The 18486-nt window shown below is 71.5% G+C and carries 13 protein-coding genes; 6 read left to right on the top strand and 7 right to left on the bottom strand.

Annotated features, from left to right (window positions below; all coding sequences use genetic code 11):
• Positions 1-13 precede the first annotated feature (13 nt).
• From HOO61_RS03110 to HOO61_RS03100, 3 genes are all read left to right on the top strand, one after another.
• Positions 14-6406 carry a carboxypeptidase regulatory-like domain-containing protein gene (locus tag HOO61_RS03110; protein WP_367650072.1) on the top strand — a complete coding sequence of 2131 codons (6393 nt, stop codon included), beginning with the start codon at positions 14-16 and terminating at the stop codon, positions 6404-6406.
• Positions 6407-7179: 773 nt separating this feature from the next.
• Positions 7180-7458: a hypothetical protein gene (locus HOO61_RS03105; protein ID WP_172256821.1), complete on the top strand. Its 279-nt coding sequence runs from the start codon at positions 7180-7182 to the stop codon at positions 7456-7458.
• Between the two features lie 68 nt (positions 7459-7526).
• Entirely contained in the window at positions 7527-9038 is a 1512-nt protein-coding gene (locus HOO61_RS03100; protein ID WP_172256819.1) for a hypothetical protein, read from the top strand.
• On the opposite strand, the gene HOO61_RS03095 is transcribed toward HOO61_RS03100, so the two are convergent.
• Together HOO61_RS03095 and HOO61_RS03090 are read right to left on the bottom strand one after the other, a co-directional pair.
• Positions 9035-9973, bottom strand: coding sequence for an oxidoreductase (locus HOO61_RS03095; RefSeq protein ID WP_172256817.1), 939 nt, complete (start codon positions 9971-9973; stop codon positions 9035-9037). The two genes, HOO61_RS03100 and HOO61_RS03095, sit on opposite strands and share 4 nt — an antisense overlap.
• Positions 9970-10833, bottom strand: a complete 864-nt coding sequence (locus tag HOO61_RS03090; RefSeq protein WP_172256815.1) for a maleylpyruvate isomerase family mycothiol-dependent enzyme — start codon at positions 10831-10833, stop codon at positions 9970-9972. The genes HOO61_RS03095 and HOO61_RS03090 overlap by 4 nt, the downstream gene beginning before the upstream one ends.
• Before the next feature lie 136 nt (positions 10834-10969).
• Between HOO61_RS03090 and HOO61_RS03085 the strand changes: the two genes are divergently transcribed.
• Positions 10970-11182 carry a DUF6458 family protein gene (locus HOO61_RS03085; RefSeq protein WP_172256813.1) on the top strand — a complete coding sequence of 71 codons (213 nt, stop codon included), beginning with the start codon at positions 10970-10972 and terminating at the stop codon, positions 11180-11182.
• 222 nt (positions 11183-11404) lie between these two features.
• Here HOO61_RS03085 and HOO61_RS03080 read toward each other — a convergent pair whose 3' ends face one another.
• From HOO61_RS03080 to HOO61_RS03060, 5 genes are all read right to left on the bottom strand, one after another.
• Positions 11405-12010 (bottom strand): response regulator transcription factor, encoded by a 606-nt coding sequence (locus HOO61_RS03080; protein ID WP_172256811.1) that lies wholly within the window; start codon positions 12008-12010, stop codon positions 11405-11407.
• A complete protein-coding gene (locus HOO61_RS24760) occupies positions 12007-13125 on the bottom strand; it encodes a sensor histidine kinase (RefSeq protein ID WP_172256809.1) in 1119 nt (372 codons plus the stop codon). The genes HOO61_RS03080 and HOO61_RS24760 overlap by 4 nt, the downstream gene beginning before the upstream one ends.
• Positions 13062-13862, bottom strand: coding sequence for an ABC transporter permease (locus HOO61_RS03070; RefSeq protein WP_253941959.1), 801 nt, complete (start codon positions 13860-13862; stop codon positions 13062-13064). The genes HOO61_RS24760 and HOO61_RS03070 overlap by 64 nt, the downstream gene beginning before the upstream one ends.
• Positions 13859-14740 carry an ABC transporter ATP-binding protein gene (locus HOO61_RS03065; protein ID WP_172256807.1) on the bottom strand — a complete coding sequence of 294 codons (882 nt, stop codon included), beginning with the start codon at positions 14738-14740 and terminating at the stop codon, positions 13859-13861. The genes HOO61_RS03070 and HOO61_RS03065 overlap by 4 nt, the downstream gene beginning before the upstream one ends.
• Before the next feature lie 115 nt (positions 14741-14855).
• Positions 14856-16730, bottom strand: coding sequence for an acyl-CoA dehydrogenase (locus HOO61_RS03060; RefSeq protein WP_172256805.1), 1875 nt, complete (start codon positions 16728-16730; stop codon positions 14856-14858).
• Between the two features lie 274 nt (positions 16731-17004).
• Between HOO61_RS03060 and HOO61_RS03055 the strand changes: the two genes are divergently transcribed.
• Positions 17005-17907 carry a sulfite exporter TauE/SafE family protein gene (locus HOO61_RS03055; RefSeq protein WP_172256803.1) on the top strand — a complete coding sequence of 301 codons (903 nt, stop codon included), beginning with the start codon at positions 17005-17007 and terminating at the stop codon, positions 17905-17907.
• 114 nt (positions 17908-18021) lie between these two features.
• Entirely contained in the window at positions 18022-18480 is a 459-nt protein-coding gene (locus tag HOO61_RS03050) for an Rrf2 family transcriptional regulator (protein ID WP_172256801.1), read from the top strand.
• Positions 18481-18486: the final 6 nt, after the last annotated feature.

The following is an 18486-nucleotide window of genomic DNA, read 5'->3' as shown; positions in this document are numbered from 1 at the left end:
CATCACCGCGGCTGTGACTCTCGGGATCTCGCTCGTACTGGGTGTCCCGGCGCATGCTGCCTTTACCGGCGGCATCAGTGGAACGGTCACCGATTCGCACGGTGATCCGGCGGCGGGAGTCGCCGTCGGGGTGTTCATGGGCGGCGGGAGCGCGCCACAGGAGACGCGCTACACGGGGTCGGACGGGCGCTACCAGTTCACCGGTGTCCCCGATGGCACCTACAAGCTCGGCTTCAGCACCAACATCAACGCGTCGAACGTCGTCTACTACCGAGACGCGGCCACGCTGCAGGCTGCGATGCCCGTGGATGTCGTCAACGGCACGGTGACGACGGGGATCGACCAGGCGGTCAGCCTCGGCGCAAGCATCGCCGGCAGGGTGACTGGTCCTGACGGTGAGGCGCTGGAGGGCATCTCCGTTGCCGCATGGTCCCAGTACTACGCCGGTGGCTACTGGAGCGAGCGCGCCTGGGCGACGACAGGAGCAGACGGTTCCTACACGTTGGCAGGACTGCCCGAAGGCACCTACCGGCTCGGTTTCCAGGACAGCACCGGCATGCACGCGCAGGAGTTCTTCAACGACGCCGCCACTGTGCAGACCGCCGACGACATCATCGTCGGTGCCTCGAGCGCGATCCTCGGTCGGGATTCCCAGCTGGCCAGCGCCTCGCACATCACTGGTCGTGTGACCTCGGCAGACGGCACTCCGATCGCGGACGTCGGCGTGCAGGTCTACAAGTTGGTCCCGGGACAGAACTACTGGGGGACGACGTCCACCCCCGTGCAGACCAACGCGGACGGACGCTATGACGTCGGAGGCCTGCGCGCGGGCACCTATCGCATCGGTTTCTCCAGCTACATGAGTGGATACGTCAACGAGTACTGGGACAACGCCCAGACCGTCGAGACGGCAACGGACATCGAGGTCGGCGCGGCGACCACCGTGGGCGCCCGCGACGCGGTGCTCGCTGCCGAGTCGCGCATCACCGGCCGGGTGACGGGGCCCGATGGAGCCGGTCTGCCCAACGTCGCCGTTCAGGTCTACCAGCCGTCCCAGACGGGCGGCTGGAGCTCGGTGCAGTGGGCCTCGACGGACGCCGACGGTCGCTACGACGCCCGCGGCCTTCGCGCCGGGACGTACCGCGTCGGCTTCGCTCCGATGCAGGGAGAGCTCGTCCCCGAGTTCTGGGACAACGCCTCCACCGTGCAGTCGGCACAGGACATCGTCGTGGGTGAGTCGGCGACCGTCTCCGACAAGGACGCGCAGCTGGCGACGGGAGCTGCTGTCGCCGGCAAGGTGACCGGCCCCGGCGGCGCCGAGCTCGCCAACGTCAGCGTCCAGGCCTACCGGTTCGCGCCCGAGATGGGGTACTGGGCGCCGGTCGTGTCGACGTCGACCAACGCTGACGGCACCTATCGGCTGGGCGGCCTGGCTTCCGGCACGTACCGGGTGGGTTTCGGCAACTACTCCGGCGAGTACGTCACTGAGTACTGGGACGACGCGTCCTCCGTCCAGCAAGCGCAGGACATCGTGCTGTCCGGGTCGGAGCTGGTGACGGGGACGAATGCGCAGCTCACGCGCTCGTCCCGCATCACGGGGACCGTCACGGGAGCCGACGGTGGTCTGGCCGGGATCTCCGTCCAGGCGTACCAGAGGGAGCCCGGTCAGCAGTGGTGGCGCTCGGTCGCCATGACGCAGACCAACCCGGACGGGACGTACTCGCTCGGCGGCCTCACAGCCGGCACCTACCGGCTCGGCTTCTCCACGATGTTGGGTGGCGGTCACATCGCTGAGTACTGGAACGACGCACCCACGATCGACGTGGCCACCGACATCGCAGTGGGCGAGTCGGACGAGGTCAGCGGCAAGGACGCGCAGCTCGCCGCGGCCTCGCACATCACCGGCAAGGTCGTCGGTCCCGAGGGCACCGGTCTGTCCAGCATCTCGGTGTCCGCCTACACGAAGATCGGGCCGGGCCAGTGGATGCCGGCCGGCGCCGGGTCATCCACCACGCCGGACGGCTCCTACGACATCGGTGGGTTGAAGGCCGGGACCTACCGCATCGGCTTCAGCAGCTGGATGAGCGGCAACCACCTCGCAGAGTTCTGGGACGACGCCCCGACGGTCGAGCTCGCCACCGACATCGAGGTCGGTGAGTCCGCGACGGTGAGCGGCAAGAACGCCCAGCTCGCCGCAGCGTCCAAGATCTCGGGCAAGGTCACTGGCCCGGACGGAGCTCCGCTGGCCAACGTGAACGTCTCCGCCTACACCAAGACTGCCGGCCAGGACTTCTGGAACATGACGGGCATGTCGGTCCAGACGCGTCCCGATGGCACCTACGACCTGGGCGGCTTGCGGGCCGGGACCTACCGGATCGGCTTCCGGGACTGGCAGGGCGGTCACCTCGAGGAGTACTGGAACGACGCCACCACGGTCACCTCGGCGAACGACATCCCGGTCGGCGAGTCCGAGACGGTGAACGGCAAGGACGCTGAGCTCGCCCTCGGCTCCCGCATCACCGGCAAGGTGACCGCTCCTGACGGATCCGGGATCGGTGGCGTGACGGTTCAGGCTTACCAGGAGGATCCGAGGTGGGACTACTGGAACCCGGTCGGGTTGAGCGCGCAGACGCGGGCTGACGGCACGTACGACTTGGCGGGTCTGAAGGCTGGCACGTATCGGCTCTCGTTCTCCACCTACCAGGGCGGCCACATCACCGAGTACTGGAACGACGCGACCACCGTGGAATCGGCCACCGACATTGTCGTAGGTGCGTCCGAGACGGTGACCGGCAAGAACGCCCAGCTGGCGACCGCCTCCCGCATCACAGGCAAGGTCACCGGCCAGGGCGGTGCCGGCCTGGCGAACGTCAACGTCGTGGCCTACCACAAGCGCGCCGGGGCAGAGGGGGACTGGTCCTGGGCACGGTCCACCTACACCAACCCGGACGGGAGCTATGACCTCGGTGGCTTGACCTCCGGCGACTACCGCCTGTGGTTCTCGCCGTACGCCAACGGTTACGTCGACGAGTACTGGGACGACGCGGGGTCGTTGGACGCGGCGGAGGACATCGCTGTCGGCGCGTCCGAGACGGTGTCGGGCAAGGATGCGCAGCTGTCTTCCGGGGCGCACATCACCGGCACGGTCACGGGCCCCGACGGAAGGGCTGTGGGCGGGGTCGACGTCCGCGCATACGTCGAGGCGCCGGGCGGGGAGTACTGGGAGTCGGTCGGTCTCGGCGCGACGACGAACCCCGATGGGACATACGACCTCGGCGGCCTGAGAGCCGGCACCTACCGGATCGGCTTCGCCAGCAGCGGACAGGGCGGCTTCGTCTCCGAGTACTGGGACGACGCACCCTCGATCTCCACCGCGAAGGACATCGTCGTGGACCAGTCTGCGACGGTGTCGGGCAAGGACGCGCAGCTCGCGTCGGGAGCCCGCATCACCGGCACGGTCACCGGTGCGGACGGCACGCCGCTGTCCGACGTGGAGGTCGGCGCCTTCTCCTGGGACGCCGAGGAAGCCGACTGGATCGGTGTGAAGTGGGCCTACACGATGCCGGACGGGTCCTACGACCTGAAGGGCCTGGCAGGGGGTACCTACCGGCTCGGCTTCTTCACCTACGACGGCAAGCACGCCGTTGAGTACTGGAACGACGCCTGGTCGGCGGAGACCGCGGCCGACGTCGTGGTGCTGGACGGCGGCACGGTGACGGGCAAGGACGTGCAGCTCGCCCGGGGATCGACCATCGACGGAACCGTTGCCGCCCCGGGCTCGGTGTCCGACGTGCGTGTGACTGCGTACCGCCAGGGCTCCGGCGGCTGGCGGGAGGTGCGGTGGGCCTACCCCGACGAGGACGGCTCGTACGCATTCACTGGCCTGGCCGCAGGCACCTACCGGGTCGGTTTCGAGGATGAGTCGGGCCAGTGGGTCGGCGAGTTCTGGAACGACAGGCCGTCATTGGCAACGGCAGACGACGTCGCGGTCGGCGTGGGCACCACTGCCTCTGACAAGAACGCATCGCTCGCTCCAGCTGCTGTCGCGGCGTACGAGAACACGGTCCCGCCGACGGTCACCGGCACTCCGCAGGTCGGCAAGGAGCTGCAGGCGGCTCCGGGCACGTGGTCGCCGGCCGGTGCGTCCTTCGCGTACCAGTGGCTGGCCGACGGGGTTGCCATCAGCGGCAGCAGCGGGTCGACGCTCGCGCTGACCGATGCCCTGGTGGGCAAGCGGATCAGTGTGCGGGTGACCGCGTCGGGTGCTGAGGCGGAGACCGGTACGGCGACCTCGGCTGCGACGGCCGCGGTGGAGGCTGCGCCGGTCTACGAGAACACGGTCGCGCCGACGATCACGGGTACGGCCCGGGTCGGTGAGGTCCTGCAGGCGGCTCGGGGTACGTGGTCGCCGGCGGGTGCGTCGTTCGCGTACCAGTGGTTGGCCGACGGGGTTGCCATCAGCGGCAGCACCGGGTCGGCAATGACGCTGACCGACGCCTTGGTGGGCAAGAAGATCAGCGTGCGGGTGACTGCGTCCGGTGGTGGGGTCACGGCCGGATCGGCGACCTCGGCTGCGACGGCCGCGGTGGTCGCTGCGCCGGTCTACGAGAACACGGTCTCGCCGACGATCACGGGTACGGCCCGGGTCGGTGAGGTGCTGCAGGCGGCTCCGGGCACCTGGTCGCCGGCGGGTGCGTCGTTCGCCTACCAGTGGTTGGCCGACGGCGCTGCCCTCAGCGGCAGCACGGCGGCGACGCTCACGCTGACCGACGCCCTGGTGGGCAAGAAGATCAGCGTGCGGGTGACTGCGTCCGGTGGTGGGGTCACGCCCGGATCGGCGGCGTCTGCTGCCACGGTCGCGGTGGTGGCGGCGCCGGTCTACGTGAACACGGTCGCGCCGAGCATCAGCGGTACGCCGGAGGTCGGCAAGGAGCTGCAGGCGGTGGCGGGCACGTGGTCGCCGGCGGGTGCGTCGTTCGCGTACCAGTGGTTGGCCGACGGGGTTGCCCTCAGCGGCAGCACCGGGTCGACGCTGACGCTGACCGACGCCCTGGTGGGCAAGAAGATCAGCGTGCGGGTGACTGCGTCCGGTGGTGGGGTCACGGCCGGATCGGCGACCTCAGCTGCGACGGCCGCGGTGGTCGCTGCGCCGGTCTACGTGAACACGGTCGCGCCGAGCATCAGCGGCGTCGCGCAGGTCGGCAAGGAGCTGCAGGCGGTGGCGGGCACGTGGTCGCCGGCGGGTGCGTCGTTCGCCTATCAGTGGCTGGCTGACGGGACGGATGTCTCCGGTGCCACCGGGTCGACCCTCACGCTGACCGACGCCCTGGTGGGCAAGCGGATCAGTGTGCGGGTGACTGCGTCCGGTGGTGGGGTCACGGCCGGATCGGCGACCTCAGCTGCGACGGCCGCGGTGGTGGCGGCGCCGGTCTACGTGAACACGGTCGCGCCGAGCATCAGCGGCGTCGCGCAGGTCGGCAAGGAGCTGCAGGCGGTGGCGGGCACGTGGTCGCCGGCGGGTGCGTCGTTCGCGTACCAGTGGCTGGCCGACGGGGTTGCCCTCAGCGGCAGCACCGGGTCGACGCTGACGCTGACCGACGCCCTGGTGGGCAAGAAGATCAGCGTGCGGGTGACTGCGTCCGGTGGTGGGGTCACGGCCGGATCGGCGACCTCAGCTGCGACGGCCGCGGTGGTCGCTGCGCCGGTCTACGTGAACACGGTCGCGCCGAGCATCAGCGGCGTCGCGCAGGTCGGCAAGGAGCTGCAGGCGGTGGCGGGCACGTGGTCGCCGGCGGGTGCGTCGTTCGCCTATCAGTGGCTGGCTGACGGGACGGATGTCTCCGGTGCCACCGGGTCGACCCTCACGCTGACCGACGCCCTGGTGGGCAAGCGGATCAGTGTGCGGGTGACCGCGTCCGGTGGTGGGGTCACGGCCGGATCGGCGACGTCGGCTGCGACGGCCGCGGTGGTCGCTGCGCCCACCCCGACCCCGACCCCGACGCCGACCCCGACGCCGACCCCGACGCCGACTCCGACCCCTGCGCCGACGCCCGCGCCGACGCCGACGCCTGCGCCGACGCCCGCGCCTGCGCCGGTTCCGGCTCCGGCGCCCGCTCCGGCACCGGACGTAGCGTCACAGCTGACGGCAGTGGCGGAGGACCTGAAGGTGACGGGCAAGCCGAAGGTCGGCAAGACCATCAAGGTCGCGAACCTGCTGGCACAGATGCGGACCACGGTCGGCTACAAGTTCCAGTGGTACGCCGGCAGCGCCAAGATCAAGAGGGCGACCACCTCGAAGCTGAAGATCACCAAGGCCCTGAAGGGCAAGGTCATCAAGGTGAAGGTCACCCTCTCGGCGGGCGGCACCAAGAAGGTCGTCACGCTGAAGGTCGGCAAGGTCCGCTGACAGCTCGGCACACGAGCGTGGCCCCACGACGTCACGTCGAGGGGCCACCCTCGTGCTCCGGCGAGAGTGGTCTGGACCTCGGTAGAAACACGGATGTATCAGAACGGCGCCGAGAGCATCCTTCTTGTCGTGAGCACAACCAGCAGCACCACCCAGGTGACCGGCACGTCGGGCGTGGCCCGATGATCCGCATCGGCTCCGTGCCGTCCGGGTACGACGTCAGCGCCGAGGCGCGGCCGTCGGTGCCCCGGCCGCGCACGGTCGTGGACGTGGGGTCCACGGTGCGTCAGCCAGTCACCTGACACGCCAGACCGGCAGCACAGGGGATTGCCGGTCCGAGCCGGAGGTCGTTCGACACGCGTCGCACGGCCTCCGGCTCTCGTGCGTCCGGACCCGGGGCACAGGTGTGCCCGCCCAACGTAGGCAGTTCGGCCGCGCTGCCCGCCTGACGAGCGTGAGCGCGTGAGCCGAGCGCCGAACTGCCTACGTTGGGAGCCGCGGACGTGCACCATGAAGGCAGTTCGAGGCTGAGACCCTGCGGCTGAGCGTGGCCTCCGGGCCGGGACGCCCGAACTGCCTGCACGGTGCACGCGTGGCGCAAGGACCCGGATGCCGGTCAAGGATCCGGGGGACTCGGCAGGCCTGGTCTGGACCGTCTCCCGCAGGCTTCTCCCAGACTTCCATGAGTAAAGGAAGCGCGGCGGCGCCGCTCCTAGTGTGCCTGTCAGGCGGTCCGTGGGGGGCCGTCAGGTGGGGACAGAAGGAGTCCGCCGATGAAGCACGACCGAGACACCCAGGGGATCGATCTCACCGGCCGCATCAAGTCGCTCGAGCAGTTCACGGGCTCGTTGGTCGCCCGGCCCGCGGCAGAGGGGGACGAAGGCCGCGACGCCGACGTCATCCCGATCCACGAGGCTCCGCGCTCCCGCGTGCCGTCGCCGCGGCGCTCGCGCGTCTTCCTGCGCAACGGCGGTGGTCACGGGGTCTTCGCGGATCTCACCGTGACCGCACCGCGGCCCCGTCTGCCTCGTCTGCCACTGGCTGACGTGTGACGCACGCATCGAGGCGGTCCTCGATGCGCCTCCCGATGGGACGGGTGTGACTCACCTACAGTCGCCCGGTGGTCTGGCTGGTCGGCGCGGTGCTGCTGCTGTGGCTCGCGCAGGGACCGATCGTCCTGGTCCTCGCGGCCGCGCTCCTCGTCGTCCCACGCGTCCGCTGGTGGGTGCAGGACCGCGCCTACGTCAGCCGTCGCACCCTGACCTGGACGGGCGGCGTCGCCGCAGCCGTCGGTCTCGCCGTCGTGGTCGTCCCGGACGGCTGGCTGCCGATCCCGCCCGCCCCCGGCGCCTGGGCCGGTCCGTCGTACGTCGGACGCCCGGCCTCGCCCCACCCGGTTGCGGCCGAGGAGGTCCCGCCCAACCCCCACCGCTCCGCAAGTGACGCCGGCGACCCCGCCGACCGACCGGGACCGCTGGGCCTTCAGCCCGAGGTCGACACGTCGTGGTTCGGCCTCCAGCGGTGCGGCCGCATCGAGCTGACGTCGACCGACCTGCTCGTCGCGCTGTGCGCCGCGGGTGAGGGCCGCGCCCTTCGCGTCGTCGACCCCGAGACCCTGCGCCCGGTGGCCTCCCACGACCTGCCCGACGTGCCGGAGGGCGAGGCCTGCGACGGAGAGGCCTTCTACCTCGACGCCACCGACCGGGCGGTGGTCGCCACTGGTGACCGCGCGGTGCTCGCCGTGCGGACGTCCCATGAGGGCGAGCCCGACCTCCGGGCCGACGCCACCTGGGACCTCAAGCCCTACGTCCCCTTCGGCGACTGCCTCGTCGCGGTCGCACCCGACTACTCCGGCCGCGTCTGGTGGGCGTCCCGCGCCGGGCTCGTCGGGACCCTCGACACCGCCACCGGCCAGGTCGGTGTCCTCGACCTCGGTGAGCGCATCGGGCACGACGTCGCGGTCGACCCGGGGGCAGCGTACGTCGTCACCGACGAGGCCGTGCACCGCCTCGTAGTAGGCGGTGACGGCACCCCGCAGGCGACCTGGCGCAGCGAGTACGACGGCGTCAGCGGCTCAGGAACCGTGCTGCTCGACCGCGGGACCCTCGCGATCACCGACGAGGTGGACGACCGGCTGGGTGTCCGGTTCCTCGCCCGCGATGACGGACGCACGGTGTGCCGCAAGCCGGTCTTCGAGAAGGGGAAGGGCGCCACCCGCAGCACGCTGGCCGACCTCGGGGCGGGGGTCGTGGTCGCCAACGACGCCGGATACGCGTCGTCCCGCAGGTCCTGGCTCGGCTTCACCGCGGGTGCGGGCGTCGCCCGGGTGGATCTGGTCGACGACGGGTGCGCGGTCACCTGGACGACCGACGCCGTGTCCCCGTCCTCCGGTGCCGCCGTCAGCCGCCCCCACGGACTCCTCTACGCCTGGACCAAGCGTCCGTCGATGACGGGCGCCAGCGCGTGGTACCTCACGGCCATCGACGCCGACTCCGGCCGCCGGCGGTGGGGCGTGCGCACCGGCACGGGCCTGCTCGCCGACAGCGGCGGCTCGTCGGTCCTGCTCGGGCGCGACGGCTCGGCCTACCTCGGCACCAAGGCCGGCCTGGTCCGCGTGCGCGACCGACGCTAGCCCCGAGGCTGCGGCCAGCTCAGTCCGACCGTCTCCTCGCTGGTCTCCCAGAGCCGGCGCTGCGCCACCTCGTCGCGCGCCAGTCGCGCGGAGCCGACGACCCGGGGTGGGCCCGAGGCCTCGCCCGGACCGCTCGGCCCGACGTAGGTAGCCCCGGGCAGGTCGGCGGCCGCGGCCATCAGCGTCGGCGCGGCGCCTCCCTCGGCGGACTGAGAGACGAGCTTGACCGCGCGGTCGAGGACCGCCGCCCGCAGGCCACTGGTGGTGCCGAGCTGGCCGTTGACGGCGAGGTGGGTGCCGGCCAGTCCCGGGTGTGCGGCCAACGCGCGCACCGGGATCCCAGCCGCTCGGAGCCGGCGGTCGAGCTCGAAGGTGAAGAGCAGGTTGGCGAGCTTGGTCTGGCCGTAGACGTGCCACCGGCTGTAGCGGCGCGACGCGCGGGGGTCGCCCACCGGGGCCGACCGGGCGACCCGGTGCATCTGCGACGACAGCGTCACGACGCGGCCGTCGCCGGACACGGCCAGCTGCTCGAGCAGCAGGCCGGTGAGGAGGAACGGCCCGAAGTGGTTGGTCGCCATCTGCGACTCCAGCCCGTCGGTCGTGCGGCGCAGTGGCGGCGCCATGATGCCGGCGTTGTTGACGAGCAGGTGGAGCGGGCCGAAGCGCGTGGCCGCCGCACCCGCTGCGCGCACGGACGCGAGGTCGGACAGGTCGACGACCAGTGCCTCGGTCGTGGCACCCCGCACCTCGGCCGCGATGGCCTCGGCCGCGGCGCCCAGCTTGTCCGGCGTACGGCCGGCGAGCACGACCCGGGCACCGTGGCGGGCGAGCTCGAGCGCGGTGTGGAAGCCGAGCCCGCCGAGCGTCGGCCCGGTGACGACGGCCGTGCGGCCGGTCAGGTCGCCGATGTCGGCGGGGGTCCAGGCCCCGCTCACGGAGTCACGCCGAGCGAGGCGACGACGCGCTCGCCGAGCCCGGTGTCACCGGTGAGGCGTACGTCGTCCGCGGCGGCGGCGCGGCGCCCACCGGCCAGCAGGACGAAGGTCTCCCGACCCATGGCCAGGGTGACGGTCGGCTCGCCGTCGTCGGGCGTGGCGCGACGACCCCGGCCGTCCTCGCCGACGGCGACGGTCACCGGCGCGTGGCCGGTCACCTCGAGGCGTACGACGGACCCGACCGGCGCCTGCGCCCGCTTGCCGACGACGTAGGGCAGGCTCTCCATCAGGTAGTCGGCGGTGTGGACGGCTGCCGCGGAGTCGAGGTTGCCGGGCATCGCGAGCGCGCGGCGCACGTCCTGCTCGTGCATCCACACGTCGAGCGGCCGGTTGCGCAGCAGCAGCCCGGTCGTCCAGCCGATCGCGCCGAACGGGCCGGGTGCGGGCGCCGAGGCGTCGGTGGGCGGGTCGGCCAGGAGCTGGGTGTGGCGGGCGGTGGTCGACTCCCGGATCTCGGTGATGAGGTCGTCAGGGGTCTCGTCGCGCCGGGCCAGCACGCCCTGCTCGGTGAAGATCCCCATCATCCCGCGCACGTGCGGCGCGTCGCCGACCTCCACCTCCTCGTGCGGCCGCCCGGCCAGCAGCGCCTCGAGGTGGGCGGTGTGGGCGGCGACGGCCCGGACGTCCCACCCGGGGAGGTCGGTCGGCGTCGACCACTGGTCGTCGGCGACGTGCTCCAGCACGCGGGTGAAGGAGTCAACGGCACTCCACCAGATGGCGACGAGGGCGGCGAGCCTGTCCTGGTCGGTGGTGCGCCCGGCCTCGGCCACTGACGCGGCGCCTGCCGCGGGATCGGTCATGGGGAGAGGGTAGGGGAACGGCCCGACACCTCCCGCTGAGCGGGGTCCACGCGTTCGCCGCCCCGCGCCCCTACGCTGGCAGGAGCGACCGGACCCCCAGCGGTCGCCCCACGCACCACCTCACGAAGGAGTCGTCATGGGAATCGGACTGGGCATCCTCCTGCTCGTCATCGGCCTGATCCTGCTCTTCGCGGTCAACGAGTTCCCCGACGCGGTGCAGGACGTCGTCGACCCGACGGTCGTCGGCTGGATCCTGGTCATCGCCGGCGTCCTCGCCCTCGTGCTCGGCCTGGTGATGAACGCCCAGCGGTCCAGGACCACCCACGTGGAGGAGCGCCGCGACGTCTGACGGACCTACCCGTCGGCGCCGGCCAGCCCTCGCAGCAGGTGGGCTGCCTCGCGCTCGCACGCCTGCCAGAAGGCGGCGCTGAAGAGGCTCTCGGGTTCGTACGTCGTCGCGCTGTCGGTCTCCATGGTGCCCCACCTGTCCGTCCGCCCGGTGCGTCCTTGCACAGGAGACGGCGCTGCCCCCGAGTCGTGACGCAGAGTCGACGACCGAATGAGGCGCGGCTCACAGCCAGCCGCGCTCCTGCGCGATCCGGGCGGCCTCGCTGCGGGTGGAGGCACCGGTCTTGCCGATCGCGGCGGACAGGTGGTTGCGGACCGTGCCCTCGGAGAGATGGACCCGCGCGGCGATGGCCGAGACCGGTGAGCCGTCGAGCGCGTACGTCAGGAGCTCGCGCTCGCGACCGGTGAGCGGGCTCGGTCCGTCGATGAGCGACTCCGCGGCGAGGTCGGGATCGATCACCCGCAGCCCGGCGTGGACGCGGCGTACGGCGTCGGCGAGCTGCCGGGCCGGGGTGTCCTTGACGACGAAGCCCGACGCGCCGGCCTCGATGGCACGGCGGACGTAGCCCGGCCGGCCGAACGTCGTGACGACCAGCGACCGCACGCCGGGCAGCTCGCGTCGTACGGCTGCGGCGGCGTCGATGCCGTTGAGCCCCGGCATCTCGATGTCCAGCAGGCACACCTCGGCCCCGGACGCCCGAGCCGCCTCGACGACCTCGTCGCCGCGGCCGACCTGGGCGACCACTTCGAGGTCGGACTCGAGGTCGAGCAGCGCGGCCAGCGCCCCCCGCACGAGCGCCTGGTCGTCGGCGAGCAGCAGCCTGATCACGGCAGGACCACCTCCACCCGGGTGCCGGGAGCGGCCGGTCCGACGTCGAGGGTGCCGCCGGCGCCGGCGACGCGCTCCCGCATCCCGCGCAGCCCGTTGCCTTCTGCGCCGTCGCACCCCGTGCCGTCGTCCGTCACAGCGATGCCGCTCGGGCCGAGCTCGATGACGACCGCGCGCGCCCGCGAGTGGCGTACGACGTTGGTGACGGCCTCGCGCAGCACCCAGGCCAGCAGCGCCCGGTGCCGCGGATCGGTGTCGGCGACCGTGCCGTCGATCGTCGCCGTGATGCCGGCGTCCGCCAGCACGAGGGGTGCGGCAGCCAGCTCGGCCTCGAGGTTCCCGGCGCGCAGGCCGCCGACCGTCGCCCGCACCTCGGCCAGCGCCTGGCGCGCGGTCGCCTGGATGGACTCCAGCTCCTGCTTGGCGCGGGCCGGGTCGATGTCGATGAGACGGGCGGCGAGCTCGGCCTTCACCGAGAGCGCGGTCAGCGAGTGCCCGAGGACGTCGTGCACGTCGCGGGCCACCCGCTCGCGCTCGATGACCACGGCGTGCTCGCGGAGGGCGGCGTTCGCGACGTACTCACGCTCGCCGAAGAGCCGGAGCATCACGCCGCCGATCATGACCGGCCATAGCATGAGGAAGAAGAAGGTCGGGAAGCCGTCGATGTCGAGCAGCGACAGCAGCGGGAAGGCCGCCCAGACGCCGACGGCCCACTTCCACCACGGGCTCGGCAGCTGGAGTGCCGAGAGGATCGCGAGGTAGGGCGTGAACGAGATGACCCCGATGCCGATCACGGGGACGGTGGCCAGGGCCAGGACGAGCATGGCGCCGAGCGCCCACCACGGCCCGAGGCGGGAGGAGTAGCCGAGCACGTTGGCCACGGCGAAGCCGACGATGCAGAGCAGCGTGACGACCTTCGCCGGCATCGCGGCCTCGGACTCGACGACCGCGATGACCGGGAAGGCGAGGAACACCAGCCAGATGGCGGCGAAGGCCCACCCCCACTTCTCCCAGGGGTTGTCGGGCAGCGGCTGCCCGCCCTCGACGGTGGTCACGTGCGCGACCGGCTCCGGCGTACGCCCCACAGCGCCACCAGCCCGAAGATCACCGTCCACGCGAGCACGTTAGCGACCGGCAGCCACAGCGGGTCACGACCACCCACGGGCAGCCACCCGTCGGTGAGCGGGAAGCGGGCCAGGGCGACGTAGCCGTAGAGGGGCGTGAACCGGCCGAGGTCGAGCATGAAGCCGCTCATCGGCGTGAAGACGTTGCCGAGGAAGGCGAGGACCACGATCATCCCCGACGCGATGCCGGGCGCGTTGGTGCCGCGGAAGACCAGGCAGACCGCCAGGCCGTAGACCGCGAAGAGCGCGGAGCCGAGCCACACCAGCGCACCCGACAGCAGCCAGTCCGACCAGTCGCCCCGCGCGCCCGTGGCCGCGCCGATGGCGAAGATCGCCACCACCGGCACCGCGGCCACGGTCATGGCGACGCCGGCCTTGGCGACCACGAAGCCGACCGGCCGCATCGGCGTGAGCCCGAGCTGGCGACCCCAGCCCATGACCTGCTCCGTCGCGGCGCTCCCGGCCACGCTGGTGGTCGCGGTGACGGCGCCGTAGGCGGCCATCGAGATCATCACGTACATCCCGACGTTGCCGCTGCCGACCGGGTCGTCGGAGCCGATCCCGAAGACGAGGTACATGAACGTCGGCAGGCCGACCACGAAGAACATCCCGATCCGGTCGCGCAGCTGGCGGCGCAGGTCGAGACGCGCGTAGGCGAGCATGTCCGGCCGGGGCGTGGTGCGTACGCCGTCCGCGCTGCGCGGATGGGTGAGGGTCGGGGTGCTCATCGGGTGGCTCCTTCGAGAACGGTGTCGACCGGCGTCTCCGCGGTCAGGGCGAGGAAGGCGGCCTCGAGGCTCGCCGCGGAGACGTCGACGCCGGTGACGCCGAGGGGCTCGAGGGCGCGGTGCACCCGCGCCAGCCAGTCGACGTCGATCCCGTCGGTGCCGACCACCTGGGCCGGCGGCCGGAAGGTGAGGGTGCGCCCGCCGTACGCCGCCCGCACGTCAGCCGTCGCGGCGTCGTGGACGATCCGGCCGTGGTTCATCAGGACGGTGCGCTCGGCGAACTCGTCGGCCTCGGCGAGGTAGTGGGTGGCGAAGACGATCGTGCGGCCCAGCGCGGCGTCCTCGCGCATCGCCTGCCAGAACTCCTGCCGCGCACCGACGTCCATGCCGGTCGTCGGCTCGTCGAGGACGATCAGGTCGGGGTCGGGCAGCAGCGCGAGCGCGAACTTCAGCCGCTGCTGCTCACCGCCCGAGCACGCCTCGACCCGCCTGGCGGCGAGGTCGGTGAGGTGGGCGCGCTCGAGCACCACCTCGACCCGGTCGGAGCGCCCGTGCAGCGCGGCGATCGCCCGGACCGTCTCGCCGACCGTGAAGTCGTTGAGCAGGCCACCGGTCTGCATCACCGCAGACACCCGCCCCTGCCGTACGGCGTCGCCCGGCGACGTGCCGTAGACCTCGATCGTGCCGGCGTCGGGCGCCGTGAGGCCGAGCAGCATGTCGACAGCCGTGGTCTTGCCGGCGCCGTTGGGCCCGAGGAACGCCACGATCTCACCCGGTCGGACGGTCAGGTCGACGGCGTCGACCGCGACCACGGGGGTGCCGTCGGTCGATCGGAAGGCCTTGCGCAGCCCGGTCGCGCGGATGGCTGGGGTTGTCATGCGCCCAGCCTGTCGTCGTACGACGCCCTGGCCCTGGTCGAGGTGTCACGACCTCCCCGTGACACCTGTCATCTGCGGACCCGTTACAGCGCTCGGCTGCCGATGGGGCAAGCGATCAGAAGGAGGCCTCGTCGAGGTCCATCAGGTCGAGGGTGGTGGCCTCGGCGATGGCGCGCTCGGCGCTGATCTTCGGCAGGTTGGTCTGGGCGAAGAACTGGGCGGCGTGCACCTTGCCCTCGTAGAACGCCTTGTCCTTGGCCGAGACGTCGCCGGCGAGCTTGTCGAGCGCGACCTCCGCCTGGCGGAGCAGCAGCCAGGCGCAGACGACGTCGCCGAGCACCATCAGCAGGCGGGAGGTGTTGAGGCCCACCTTGTAGATGTTGCGCAGCTCCTCGGCCGACGACATGAGGTCGTTGATCATGTGGCCGACGACGGCGTTGGCGTCCTCGAGCGCGGTGGCGAGCAGGGCACGCTCGGTCTTGAGGCGCCCGTTGCCGGCCTCGGAGGCGATGAAGCCCTCGATCTCCTTGGCGAGGTGGCCCAGCGCGCGGCCCTGGTCCTTGACGATCTTGCGGAAGAAGAAGTCCTGGCCCTGGATCGCGGTGGTGCCCTCGTAGAGGGTGTCGATCTTGGCGTCGCGGACGTACTGCTCGATCGGGTACTCCTGCAGGAAGCCGGAGCCGCCGAAGGTCTGCAGGGACTCGGTGCCCAGCAGCACCCACGAGCGCTCGGAGCCGTAGCCCTTGACGATCGGGAGCAGCAGGTCGTTGACCGCGGCGGCGAGGCGGGCCTCGTCGGAGTCGGCCGTGCCCTCGTGCTCGGCGATCATCACCTGGTCCTGCCAGGTGGCGGTGTAGAGCACGAGCGCCCGCATCGCCTCGGCGAACGACTTCTGCGTCATCAGTGAGCGGCGTACGTCGGGGTGGTGGGTGATCGTCACGCGCGGCGCGGTCTTGTCGGCGGCCTGGGTGAGGTCGGCGCCCTGGACCCGCTCCTTGGCGTAGTCCAGGGCGTTGAGGTAGCCGGTGGAGAGGGTGGCGATGGCCTTGGTGCCGACCATCATGCGGGCGTTCTCGATGACCTGGAACATCTGGGCGATGCCGTCGTGGACCTCGCCGAGCAGCCAGCCCTTGGCCGGCTCGCCGCCGCCCACCTGCGGGTCGCCGAAGGTGACCTCGCAGGTGTTGGAGACCTTGATGCCCATCTTGTGCTCGACGTTGGTGACGTAGACGCCGTTGCGCTCGCCGGTCAGCTCGCCGGTCTCGGGGTCGAAGTGGTGCTCGGGCATCCAGAAGAGCGAGAGGCCCTTGGTGCCCGGGCCGCCGACGCCCTCGACGCCCTCGGGGCGCGCGAGGACGAGGTGCATGATGTTCTCGCTCATGTCGTGCGTCGCGCTGGTGATGAAGCGCTTGACGCCCGTGATGTTCCACGAGCCGTCCTCGTTCGGCACGGCCTTGGCGCGGCCGGCGCCCACGTCGGAGCCGGCGTCGGGCTCGGTGAGCACCATGGTGCAGCCCCACTGGCGGTCGACCATGTGCTGGGCCACGCGCTTGTCGCGCTCGTTGCCGTTGCGGTGGACGACGTTGGCGAACGCCGGCCCGGCGGCGTACATCCACACCGGGGCGTTGGCGCCGAGCACCATCTCGCCGATCGCCCAGACCAGCGACGACGGGGCGGGGGTGCCGCCCATCTCCTCGAAGACCTGCAGGCGCCAGAACTCCGAGTCCATCCACGCCTGGTAGCTGGCCTTGAAGGACTCCGGCACGGGAGCGGTGTGGGTGGCGGGGTCGAACACGGGCGGGTTGCGGTCGCTGTCCTCGTAGGAGGCGGCGAGGTCCTCGCGGGAGAGGCGCTCGACCTCGCGGAGGATCTCGCGGGCGCTCTCGCCGTCGACCTCGCCGAACGGGCCGGTGCCGAGCACCGCGTCGCGGCCGAGCACCTCGAAGAGGTTGAACTCGATGTCGCGGAGGTTGGTCTTGTAGTGGCTCACAGCTTCCACCTGTTCCTGTGCGGGTCTGCGGTCTCGGAGGCGAGCGTTACTGAGTAGTTCTACTCACCGGTAACCAAAGGATGCCTCGCGATCCGCGCTCACGCAACACGAACCGGACAACTCATCGGCGATCCGAGCCCCGTCGCGGGTGCACGGACACGCCGTGCACCACGTCGGTTTTGTCTATCACCCAAAGTATGTCTAGTCTTTCACCTGACATACCTCAGTCGCACGACTACTGCCTCGCTGCCACGTCCCGGAAGGACTCCGCACCATGCGCAAGCTCATCGTTCTCGGTGTCGTGGGCCTCATCGCCCAGCTCATCGACGGGTCCCTCGGCATGGGCTACGGCGTGACGTCGTCGACGCTCCTCCTCGCCGTGGGTGTGGCCCCCGCCGCCGCCTCGGCCGCCGTCCACTTCTCCGAGCTCGGTACGTCGCTGGTCTCCGGTGTGTCGCACCACAAGTTCGGCAACGTCGACTGGCGCACCGTGTCGATCCTCGCTGTTCCGGGCTTCGTCGGCGCCTTCGCCGGCGCGACGCTGTTGTCCAACCTGGACGCCGCGGTCGCCAAGCCCCTCGTCGCGGTCATCCTGCTCAGCCTCGGGTTCTACGTCGTCTACCGCTTCCTGCGTCTCGGCGGCGCCCGCCCGAGCTTCAAGGGGCGGCCCTCGGCGGCCTTCCTGGCCCCGATGGGCCTGGTCGCCGGCACGCTCGACGCCGTCGGTGGCGGCGGTTGGGGCCCGGTCGGCACCACGTCGCTGCTCTCCAGCGGTCGCCTCGAGCCGCGCAAGGTGGTCGGCTCCATCGGGGCCTCCGAGTTCGTCGTCGCCGTGGGTGCCTCGCTCGGCTTCCTCGTCGGTCTCGGATCCGCCGGGATCAACTGGGGCTTCGCGGTGGCTCTGCTGGCCGGCGGGGTCATCGCCGCCCCCATCGCCGCCTGGCTGGTCAGGCACCTCGCCCCCCGGGTCCTCGGCACCGCGGCAGGAGGCCTGATCATCCTGACCAACTCCAAGACTCTGCTCGAGACCGCCGGCGTCCCCGGCGTCGGTGTGGCCGTCACCGCCGCCGTGATCGTCGTCCTCTGGGTCTCCGCCATCGTGTGGGCCGTCAAGCAGGAGCGCCTGTCCCGCGCCGCCGCGCGCGACGAGCCGGAGCTCGAGACCGCGGCCGCCTGAACCAGCCCGACGTCGTACGCCGTTCCCGCCACCCGCGGGAGCGGCGTACGCGCGTCCGGGCTCCGCGCCGACCAACAGCACTGTCTCTGCAGACATATCTGACAAACTGGCCATATGCGCGTCTCCGCCAAAGCCGACTACGCCCTCCGGGCCCTGATCGAGATCGCGGTGCGCGCCGACGGGACCGCGGTCAGCGCCGAGCAGCTCGGCAAGGCGCAGGGGATCCCGCACGGCTTCCTCCAGGCGATCCTCGCCGACCTCCGCCGCGCCGACATCGTGGTGTCGCAGCGCGGCCAGTCCGGCGGGTGGCGCTTCGCGCGCAAGCCCGAGTCGGTGACCGTCGCCGACGTGATCCGGGCCGTCGACGGGCCGCTCGTGTCGGTCTACGGCCTGCGTCCCGAGGCGGTCGAGTACGACGACAGCGCCCAGGTGCTGCAGCACGTGTGGATCGCAGCGCGCCACTCGCTCCGCAACGTCTTCGAGCAGGTCACCATCCAGCAGCTCGCAGACGGCACGCTCCCGCCGCAGGTCGCCGCCCTCACCGAGGACGACGACGCCTGGCAGCCCCACTGAGGGCGA

It is taken from the genome of Nocardioides sp. zg-1230 (assembly GCF_013155335.1).
Lineage (GTDB): Bacteria > Actinomycetota > Actinomycetes > Propionibacteriales > Nocardioidaceae > Nocardioides.
Note: the sequence above shows the minus strand (reverse complement) of the source record. Positions and strands in the feature narration are given on the sequence as shown.